Source organism: Moorena sp. SIO1F2 (assembly GCF_010672755.1).
Taxonomy (GTDB): Bacteria; Cyanobacteriota; Cyanobacteriia; order Cyanobacteriales; family Coleofasciculaceae; genus Moorena.
In genome coordinates this window covers 1-7,538 of sequence record NZ_JAAHFV010000314.1, presented here as the reverse complement: position 1 = coordinate 7,538, position 7,538 = coordinate 1, and the positions used below count along the sequence as shown (strand labels likewise).

General features: G+C 46.4%; 16 protein-coding genes. 5 read left to right on the top strand and 11 right to left on the bottom strand.

Annotated features, from left to right (window positions below; translation table 11 throughout):
* Positions 1-13 precede the first annotated feature (13 nt).
* The 4 genes from F6J94_RS26615 to F6J94_RS26600 all read right to left on the bottom strand — a co-directional run bounded on the left by F6J94_RS26615 (position 14) and on the right by F6J94_RS26600 (position 1,707).
* On the bottom strand, positions 14-139 hold the full coding sequence (locus F6J94_RS26615) for a hypothetical protein (RefSeq protein ID WP_293045735.1): 126 nt from the start codon (positions 137-139) through the stop codon (positions 14-16).
* A 12-nt stretch (positions 140-151) separates the two neighbouring features.
* A complete protein-coding gene (locus tag F6J94_RS26610; protein ID WP_293028805.1) occupies positions 152-1,084 on the bottom strand; it encodes a GNAT family N-acetyltransferase in 933 nt (310 codons plus the stop codon).
* Positions 1,032-1,199, bottom strand: a complete 168-nt coding sequence (locus F6J94_RS26605) for a hypothetical protein (RefSeq protein ID WP_293045731.1) — start codon at positions 1,197-1,199, stop codon at positions 1,032-1,034. Before F6J94_RS26605 ends, F6J94_RS26610 begins: the two co-directional genes overlap by 53 nt.
* 349 nt (positions 1,200-1,548) lie before the next feature.
* The gene (locus F6J94_RS26600) at positions 1,549-1,707 is read right to left on the bottom strand and encodes a hypothetical protein (RefSeq protein WP_293045726.1); all 159 of its coding nucleotides are present in this window, start codon (positions 1,705-1,707) and stop codon (positions 1,549-1,551) included.
* 53 nt (positions 1,708-1,760) lie between these two features.
* On the opposite strand from F6J94_RS26600, the gene F6J94_RS26595 reads away from it, so the two are divergent.
* Positions 1,761-2,105: a hypothetical protein gene (locus F6J94_RS26595; RefSeq protein ID WP_293045722.1), complete on the top strand. Its 345-nt coding sequence runs from the start codon at positions 1,761-1,763 to the stop codon at positions 2,103-2,105.
* Positions 2,106-2,137: 32 nt separating this feature from the next.
* On the opposite strand, the gene F6J94_RS34455 is transcribed toward F6J94_RS26595, so the two are convergent.
* Genes F6J94_RS34455 through F6J94_RS26585 form a run of 3 tightly spaced genes read right to left on the bottom strand, consistent with a single transcriptional unit; the run spans position 2,138 to position 2,753 of the window.
* The gene (locus F6J94_RS34455; protein WP_364302999.1) at positions 2,138-2,302 is read right to left on the bottom strand and encodes an anacyclamide/piricyclamide family prenylated cyclic peptide; all 165 of its coding nucleotides are present in this window, start codon (positions 2,300-2,302) and stop codon (positions 2,138-2,140) included.
* 34 nt (positions 2,303-2,336) lie between these two features.
* Positions 2,337-2,537, bottom strand: coding sequence for a hypothetical protein (locus tag F6J94_RS26590; RefSeq protein ID WP_293045717.1), 201 nt, complete (start codon positions 2,535-2,537; stop codon positions 2,337-2,339).
* A 33-nt stretch (positions 2,538-2,570) separates the two neighbouring features.
* On the bottom strand, positions 2,571-2,753 hold the full coding sequence (locus F6J94_RS26585) for a hypothetical protein (RefSeq protein WP_293045711.1): 183 nt from the start codon (positions 2,751-2,753) through the stop codon (positions 2,571-2,573).
* Between the two features lie 95 nt (positions 2,754-2,848).
* Between F6J94_RS26585 and F6J94_RS26580 the strand changes: the two genes are divergently transcribed.
* Complete coding sequence (locus tag F6J94_RS26580) at positions 2,849-3,103, top strand: hypothetical protein (protein ID WP_293045706.1); 255 nt, start codon at positions 2,849-2,851, stop codon at positions 3,101-3,103.
* Positions 3,100-3,546 (top strand): type II toxin-antitoxin system VapC family toxin, encoded by a 447-nt coding sequence (locus F6J94_RS26575; RefSeq protein ID WP_293045701.1) that lies wholly within the window; start codon positions 3,100-3,102, stop codon positions 3,544-3,546. The genes F6J94_RS26580 and F6J94_RS26575 overlap by 4 nt, the downstream gene beginning before the upstream one ends.
* 108 nt (positions 3,547-3,654) lie before the next feature.
* Here F6J94_RS26575 and F6J94_RS26570 read toward each other — a convergent pair whose 3' ends face one another.
* Positions 3,655-3,879, bottom strand: coding sequence for a DUF2281 domain-containing protein (locus F6J94_RS26570; RefSeq protein WP_293045745.1), 225 nt, complete (start codon positions 3,877-3,879; stop codon positions 3,655-3,657).
* Positions 3,880-4,062: 183 nt separating this feature from the next.
* On the opposite strand from F6J94_RS26570, the gene F6J94_RS26565 reads away from it, so the two are divergent.
* The gene (locus F6J94_RS26565) at positions 4,063-4,521 is read left to right on the top strand and encodes a hypothetical protein (RefSeq protein WP_293045695.1); all 459 of its coding nucleotides are present in this window, start codon (positions 4,063-4,065) and stop codon (positions 4,519-4,521) included.
* A gap of 12 nt (positions 4,522-4,533) precedes the next feature.
* Here F6J94_RS26565 and F6J94_RS26560 read toward each other — a convergent pair whose 3' ends face one another.
* The 3 genes from F6J94_RS26560 to F6J94_RS26550 all read right to left on the bottom strand — a co-directional run bounded on the left by F6J94_RS26560 (position 4,534) and on the right by F6J94_RS26550 (position 5,507).
* Entirely contained in the window at positions 4,534-4,695 is a 162-nt protein-coding gene (locus F6J94_RS26560) for an anacyclamide/piricyclamide family prenylated cyclic peptide (RefSeq protein WP_293045692.1), read from the bottom strand.
* 58 nt (positions 4,696-4,753) lie between these two features.
* Positions 4,754-4,912, bottom strand: a complete 159-nt coding sequence (locus tag F6J94_RS26555; protein ID WP_293045689.1) for a hypothetical protein — start codon at positions 4,910-4,912, stop codon at positions 4,754-4,756.
* Between the two features lie 166 nt (positions 4,913-5,078).
* Positions 5,079-5,507: a DUF29 domain-containing protein gene (locus F6J94_RS26550; protein ID WP_293045740.1), complete on the bottom strand. Its 429-nt coding sequence runs from the start codon at positions 5,505-5,507 to the stop codon at positions 5,079-5,081.
* Between the two features lie 183 nt (positions 5,508-5,690).
* Here F6J94_RS26550 and F6J94_RS26545 point away from each other — a divergent pair, with 183 nt between their 5' ends.
* On the top strand, positions 5,691-7,451 hold the full coding sequence (locus tag F6J94_RS26545) for an asparaginase (protein WP_293045686.1): 1,761 nt from the start codon (positions 5,691-5,693) through the stop codon (positions 7,449-7,451).
* Positions 7,452-7,538 lie beyond the last annotated feature (87 nt).

Below are 7,538 nucleotides of genomic sequence, written 5' to 3'. Positions count from 1 at the left end.
TCCTTAATCAATTTCAAGAATTCTTGTTCCCTGCTCCTGTTCTCTCCCCATCACCCCATCTCCCCATCACCCCATCTCCCCATCTCCCCATCTCCCCATCTCCCCATCTCCCCATCACCCCATCTCCCCATCTCCCCACACTCCCTACTCCCTACTCCCTACTCCCTAATTTCTTAAGACTCCGATACGCTTCAGTCAATGACGTCAAATAAGGTTTAAGGCGACGATCCACGAATTGAAGCATCGGTTGGTTACTCTCCCCCACGGCACAGGTATAGTAAGGAATATCGCTATCGAGTTGAGCCATGATAGACTCTGCAACCAGCATGGCACCACGGCCACGCCGTTGGAACCGTCGCACCACAAACATCGAGGTATAGCGGATAGTATCGGGGCCAACCCGGTGGTTCACCATCCAACCCACAACCTCTCCTTGATAGAGCAAACCCAAACTGTTGAGGGGTTCTAGTTTTGAGGGTTCCAGAAACGGAGACAAGGATTCAGGATACCAAACCTTTTGCTTTTGCCGTTGGTGAATCCGTTCCTCCTGGGCTGGGGTTAGCTCTGCCCAAGGAAACAGGGTGAAATCTTTCGGGAAACGATAGTGGTGGATCCAGGGGGCTTGGGCAATATGTTCGCTATCAGATTTTGCCAAAATTAGGGAAATTTTAGGAGTTTCCCATCCCAATCTTTCCAGCAAGGGTTCTAAGGCAACGGTGGTGAGTTCTGTGGCTTGGTAGGATAGCTCCATTTGGCTACAACCCAGTTCCCGGACGTGGCCTTCCAGATGGGTGATTAACCCGCTGGCAACCCCCTGTCTGCGGTTTTCTGGGTGGACGAACAGGGAAAGAATGACCCCACTAGTGGTGTCGGTTTTGGGGTCTTTGCGCAGTTCCGCCACCAGCAAGCCCACCATTTCATCATTTTCTACTGCTGCTAAACCCAGCAGTTCCCCGAGAGGGCTGGCACCTTGCCAGTGGCTAGCAATGCTGGGGCAGGTGTAGTCATCGTATTCTAAGGAGGCAGCAGCATCAAAGTTTTCGAGCCACTGATAGGTAATTTGGGGGGAGTAGGTGGTAGTCACTGGCTTTGGGGAATTGGGAATCGGGAATCGGGAATCGGGAATCGGGAGTCGGGAATCGGGAGTCGGGAATCGGGAATCGGGAATCGGGAATCGGGAATCGGGAATCGGAACCCACCCCTAACCCCTCCCAGGAGGGGAACGGGAATCGGGAATCGGGAAATTAATCGTAGGGTGGGCAGTGGCTGTTGCCTGAAATTGGCTAGCAGCCGTGAAGCTATGATCAGCCACTGCCCACCAGACAGGAACTTTTTTTAACTCTATCTGTCATGCAGCCAGCAAATGCGATCGCTTCCATTTTCAGATGGGGAGATGGGGAGGAATCGTAGATGAATCGTAGGGTGGGCAGTGGCTGTTGCCTGAAATTGGCTAGCAGCCGTGAAGCTATGATCAGCCACTGCCCACCAGACAGGAACTTTTTTTAACTCTATCTGTCATGCAGCCAGCAAATGCGATCGCTTCCATTTTCAGATGGGGAGATGGGGAGGAATCGTAGGGTGGGCAGTGGCTGTTGCCTGAAATTGGCCAGCAGCCGTGAAGCTATGATCAGCCACTGCCCACCAGACAGGAACTTTTTTTACTCTCTGTGTCATGCAGCCAGCAAATGCGATCGCTTCCATCTTCATGATGCATCTAAATTATTACTCTTTTACCCAGTGGGTGGAATGGACATCTTGTTGTGGAACAGGCATCTTGCCTGTTTCCTGCCTTGGAACCGGCATCTTGCCGGTTATCAATATTCCCAGGCAGGCAGGATGCCCACCCCACTCCTATTCATGCCGCCTCTCATATCAAGGCTTCTGCCAACGCTATAAACCCAAGAAGAAGCCTGCTCCACAATGCCACTGGGGTAGCAAGCTTCTCTCAAGTCAGCCCTCAGTTTCGAGTGCGACTCTACCTTCTGGGACGGGCTGCCCGCCAAGCACGCCCGTGCCAGGTAACCGAAAACGAGTTAGTGGCACAGGTAGCTCGCAAATTTATCCAGGCAAATCGTGCGCCATCCGAGACCAAAAAGGGGTTTTGACATTTTGATCGGATAGTGGTAAATTAAGGGCACTACTCGGCGTCGTCGCCCGCAAAAGGACGTCCTTTCATTGGATTTACTTCTGACGCTCCACAGTACTGGGAGAGGGACTCGGAGACTGACTCCTCATTTTGCCTTGCTACCCCGTTACGGGACACAGGAGCAGTCTGTTTGGGTAGGAGTTTTTTCTTGGGCATGGTTTCATCTCCATAGAATTAAACTTTCTGTGGTTTAGCTTATTGAGTTGGCTGTGCCTGTGTCAATAGGTTTTTTCTTACGTTTTGTTACGTGGGGAGTGGGGAGATGGGGAGATGGGGAGATGGGGAGATAGGGAGATAGGGAGATAGGGAGATAGGGAGATGGGGAGATAGGGATAATCGTAGGGTGGGCAGTGGCTAGCAACGGAATTAGCCAGAGCCGTGAATATATCATCAGCCACTGCCCACCAACCAGGAACTACTTTTTTTAGAGATGGGGAGATGGGTTAATGGGGATAATCGTAGGGTGGGCAGTGGCTAGCAACGGAATTAGCAAACAGCCTAGTGAATAATCAGCCACTGCCCACCAACCAGGAACTACTTTTTTTAGAGATGGGGTGATGGGGTGATGGGGAGTTTGATTAGAATGTGTAGTGTGGGCTATGGGCATAATCTGATAGCACCTCAAGTAGCGTGCGCGTAGCGCATTAGCTGATAGCTTACCTATAATCAGGCATACCATTACGTAAACGAACGAGTAAACTTGTGATGGAAAATAAAGTAATCGATGTCAGTGGTCTAAGTCCAAAACAGATTGCTATCATTACAGAAATTGTTGAGACTTTTAAGTTAGTTGCTCAACAAACTAATTTGACCCAAGATTATCGACAAGCTGAAACTCCCACAAAATCTTTAAATCTTGCCGAGAGAATCAAACAACGTTTTGCTCATTTAGCAGATGTAGAAATTCCAGAAATTACCAGAGATAAAATGCGTACTCCTCCTCAATTTGATCAATGATCATTTTAGATACTAATGTCATTTCCGAGTTAATGAAAGGTAATAACTGTTCATTCAGTGTCTCTAACTGGACATCTCAACAACTTATAACAAACTTATATACTACTACCATTACTCAAGCCGAAATTCTGTATGGTATTGCTATTTTACCACAAGGGAAAAGACAATATGAACTGCAAAAAGCGGCTAACTTAATGTTTACAGAAGACTTCTCAGGGCGTATTCTTTCCTTTGACCAAAAAGCGGCTGTAAGTTTTGCATTAATTGCATCGGAAAGAAGAAAAATAGGACAACCAATTTCTCAAGCCGATGCTCAAATTGCAGCTATTTGTTTAATCCATAATGCTACCCTTGCGACTCGTAATGTTGATGATTTTAAAAACTGTAATATTGCCATTACCAATCCCTGGGACTATCGAGTAATATCAGGTCCGGAGAATTAGTTAGAAAAAACTTTATGCCTTGAAACCTTACTCCTTTACTTCTGCCTTCTGCCTTCTGCCTTCTGCCTTGCTTTTGCGCCTAGTATAAGTATTCAACCGGAGATGATATTACATATATTCTACCAAATCTTCTAATGGTTCATCAAAATCATCTGACATAATGATTTGACCTGCCCAACTACCATAACCGTGAGTGGTTCCTATCTTTTCGTGATCAGATTGTGTATTATTTGGATAGTTTTCTCGTAAATAGTCTGCATAATGCAATAGTTCCCTCTTGAGATGTTCAGGCAGACTAATAACGACTTTCCATAAGGCTAACTGAGTATTCATAACGTTTATTTTAACCAGTAACGTAGGGAGTCGGGAATCGGGAATCGGGAATCGGGAATAGTAGAATCGTAGGGTGGGCAGTGGCAAGAATCGCGAAATCGGCAAGGTTGGTGAAGAGCTGATCAGCCACTGCCCACCAGAGGCGGAAGTATTTTTTTTAGTCTATCTGTCAAGGATTGGCAAATGCGATCGCTTCTACTCAAGAATGGTAGGGTGGGCAGTGGCAAGAATCGCGAAATTGGCAAGGTTGGTGAAGAGCTGATCAGCCACTGCCCACCAGAGGCGGAAGTATTGTTTTTACTCTATTATCGTAAAGCATGCTTCAGATGCGATCGCTCTCTACTTCAGGATCCATCTAATTATTGCTGTTTGACCCAGTGGGTGGAATTGGCATCGAATGTAGAATGGGCATCTTGCCCGTTTCCCAATGCCATGGAACGGGCATCCAATGTGGAATGGGAATCGAATGTGGAACCGGCATCTTGCCGGTTACAATTCTCAGCATCCAATGTGGAACCGGCATCTTGCCGGTTACAATTCTCAGCATCGAACGTGGAACCGGCATCTTGCCGGTTACAATTCTCAGCATCGAACGTGGAACCGGCATCTTGCCCGTTCCAATTGTCAGAAAATCAGGGCTAGCCCGTCACGCAACTACTCAGCATCGCCGCCCGCAAAAGGAACACCCCTCGGTAACCCCCTGCCGCCGCCTGCACCAGCCGGTGCGATCGCATTAGCATCTGCTGTTGAAGCATTCGTCACAGTTTCACGCTGAACAGGAGCAGCTTGAAGGGGAGTGAGTTTCTTCGTTTTCATTATTTTCACCCAGAATCAATTATTCTGAATTTATTCTACCCTTTCTTGAGATGTCAACCTAGGATATAGCGGTTCTTAATTTTGTGAGGTACAGAGTTCTCGGTTTTAGGGAACAGGGAATAGTAAATAGAGAATCGGGAATCGGGAATCGGGAATCGGGAATCGGGAATCGGGTAACAATTATGTGTACCTCATTAGACCGGAAAGAATATAGCAATTTGCAGATACTTTAATTATTAAAATTGCGCAAAAAACCTAATTTAAACTTATAAAAATAACTTATTTTGGAGGCCAATTGCTCTATTGACTGTTCCCTGTTCCCTATTCCCTGTTCCCTGTTCCCTAAAAAACCATAACTATGTACTTAAACAACTCGCCAACCGTTATGGAAACCAATCATCATCCAAAGCTTGTGTGAAATCAATTTCCGCTTCTGGGGGAAGTGTAAACAGTTTAGAAACGGATTTTACAGCACTGGTATAGGCTTTGTCGTAGAAATTTTCCAGTTGATTACGAAGGCTAGGGCTATCCTCAATAATAGTTTTAATTTGGGTGCGAAAGTTAACAACTTCAGCTGCCCAATGATTCCTATTTCGTTCTTGTTCATATTTCCAATAAGCCAGTTTCAGCAGGTGTTCTAAAAGACGGGTTAAAAGACTCAATAATGCTCGCTTTTCACTTTTACCCATGCTTTCAATTTCTTCAATTAAATTCTCCCAGTCCACCTCACTAAAATTACGATTTCGGAGATTTTCTACGGTTTCCTGTATCCATTGATAGTAGTCAGTGTCATAGGATGTGTATGGTTTCATGATTTTAGATACTAATGTTATTTCTTTAGGGAACAGAGAACAGGGAATCGGGAATCGGGAATCGGGAATCGGGAATCGGGAATCGGGAATCGGGAATAGCGATCGCTGCATCAAGAGAGGGAATCAACGTTAAATAAGACTGTAAATCATAACTGCGATAAACGCTATAAAATCAAAAAATATTTGGCACTCCTTCCTAAGGTTACCTGTTCCCTATTCCCTGTTACCTATTCCCTTTTCCCATCAATTCTGTATAATTTAGTAGCAAACAAATTTTATGATTGTTTTATGAACATAGGGATTTTATACACAGGGGGCACCATTGGTTCTGTGCAGGGACCCGATGGGCTGTATCCACTAGATACCGTTGGTTTCCAAAAGGCGTTTGATGAGAATATTTTGCCGATAATTCAAAGTCAATATCCCGATTGTACCATTGGCTATATTGATATCGGGTTTGGTCCCAATAACAGCACTCTCGACAGTACCAACTTGCAGCCCCAAGACTGGTGTACGATAGCGATGGCAATCCTGGAAGCCTACGATAGCTATGAGTCTTTTATTGTGCTCCATGGCACGGACACCATGGCTTGGACCGCTTCCATACTGTCGTTTTTGATGACGGGGTTAGATAGCGATGGCAACTATAACGCTTTGTTGAGCAAGCCGTTGGTTGTGACTGGCTCCCAACTGCCACTATTTGTAGAGAAAGCCGACTCCTCCTATACTGTACGCTTCAACACCGATGCACTCCAAAACGTCTGTGGTGCCGTAACCTCCTGTTGTGAAGGTGTACCGGAAGTTTGTCTGTACTTTGATTCCACCTTAATGAGGGGCAATCGCACGGTCAAGACCAACGCCAGTGAGTTCAAAGCCTTCTCCACTCCCAACTATCCCAATATTGGGGAATATGGCTTAGACTTTGACGTGGACAACAAAGTCGTGCGCCCCTTGCCCACAGACCCCTCCCTGGCACTCTCTGTCAAGGGGGAGCCTGCTTATGACGCTTTATCAGCTCAACTGACCTACATTAACGATAATATTAACAGCATTACCATTCTTCCCTTTGCCGCTTTCCCCGCCTATTATGATGTCTCTGCTGACCCCAATACCAGCGTACTTGGGGATATGCTGGCGGCCTGTATTAATCAGGGAGTCGATGGTTTAATTCTGGAGTCTTATGGGGCAGGTAATTTCCCGTCTGGCAATCCAGACACTCCTGAGAATGGGGCGATTTACAAAGTTCTCGACGAAGCTGATAACAATGGTACCGTGATTGTTGACTGTACACAAGTTCTCAGCGGGATTGTCAATTCCCAGACTTATGCAGCAGGTTCATGGCTGAGTCAGGTAGGAGCAGTTGGTGCCTATGATATGACCCCAATTGCCGCTGCCACCAAGCTTACCTACTTAAAGCTGTTAGCTAAATACTATAACTGGGATCAATACAAGATTAAAGAACTGATGATGACTAATCTCGTGGGCGAGATTATGGATGTCAACGTTCTCGATGCCAGAGGAGAAGGCTTCTTAGCGCCGGGAGAGACAATTATGGCTCTTGATGGCACTGCCATTTTGACCAACGAGCCCGGACAGGGTCCAGTCTTAACTGGCACTAGCTTAGAAGAGCCTTTCGTGTTCCTTGAGGATCCCAGCTCTGCCAAGTTGCCTGGTCAATTGCATATGCAAGAAGACGGTCAATTAATCTTCTATGACCGGGACAACCAAGCCGTTTATCAGGCCGGGGGCGAACCAGATCCTGACACCCGCTCATCCAAGCTGATCCTAGAAGGTGAAACTACTGATGGTGGCACCAAGCTTTATATCGAGAATTACGGCAAAGAGCCCTTCTATATTTATCCCGAACAGTCCGATGCTAAGGGCAAGAATAAATCCCAGGGTAAGGGCAAGCATAAATCCCAGGGTAAGGGTAAGAAGAAATAATATCAAGTCCGGTTGAATACCCATAATTAACAGTAGGGTGGGGAGATGGGGAGATGGGGAGATGGGGGAGATTTTGATTAAGGGTAA

Bases quoted from the DNA above. Each gene is read 5' to 3' on its own strand.
- F6J94_RS26600 (WP_293045726.1), bottom strand. From the start codon at position 1,707: ATGAAGATGGAAGCGATCGCATTTGCTGGCTGCATGACACAGAGAGTA.
- F6J94_RS34455 (WP_364302999.1), bottom strand. From the start codon at position 2,302: ATGCCCAAGAAAAAACTCCTACCCAAACAGACTGCTCCTGTGTCCCGT.
- F6J94_RS26590 (WP_293045717.1), bottom strand. From the start codon at position 2,537: ATGATATATTCACGGCTCTGGCTAATTCCGTTGCTAGCCACTGCCCAC.
- F6J94_RS26585 (WP_293045711.1), bottom strand. From the start codon at position 2,753: ATGCCCATAGCCCACACTACACATTCTAATCAAACTCCCCATCACCCC.
- F6J94_RS26575 (WP_293045701.1), top strand. From the start codon at position 3,100: ATGATCATTTTAGATACTAATGTCATTTCCGAGTTAATGAAAGGTAAT.
- F6J94_RS26570 (WP_293045745.1), bottom strand. From the start codon at position 3,879: ATGAATACTCAGTTAGCCTTATGGAAAGTCGTTATTAGTCTGCCTGAA.
- F6J94_RS26565 (WP_293045695.1), top strand. From the start codon at position 4,063: ATGCGATCGCTTCTACTCAAGAATGGTAGGGTGGGCAGTGGCAAGAAT.
- F6J94_RS26560 (WP_293045692.1), bottom strand. From the start codon at position 4,695: ATGAAAACGAAGAAACTCACTCCCCTTCAAGCTGCTCCTGTTCAGCGT.
- F6J94_RS26550 (WP_293045740.1), bottom strand. From the start codon at position 5,507: ATGAAACCATACACATCCTATGACACTGACTACTATCAATGGATACAG.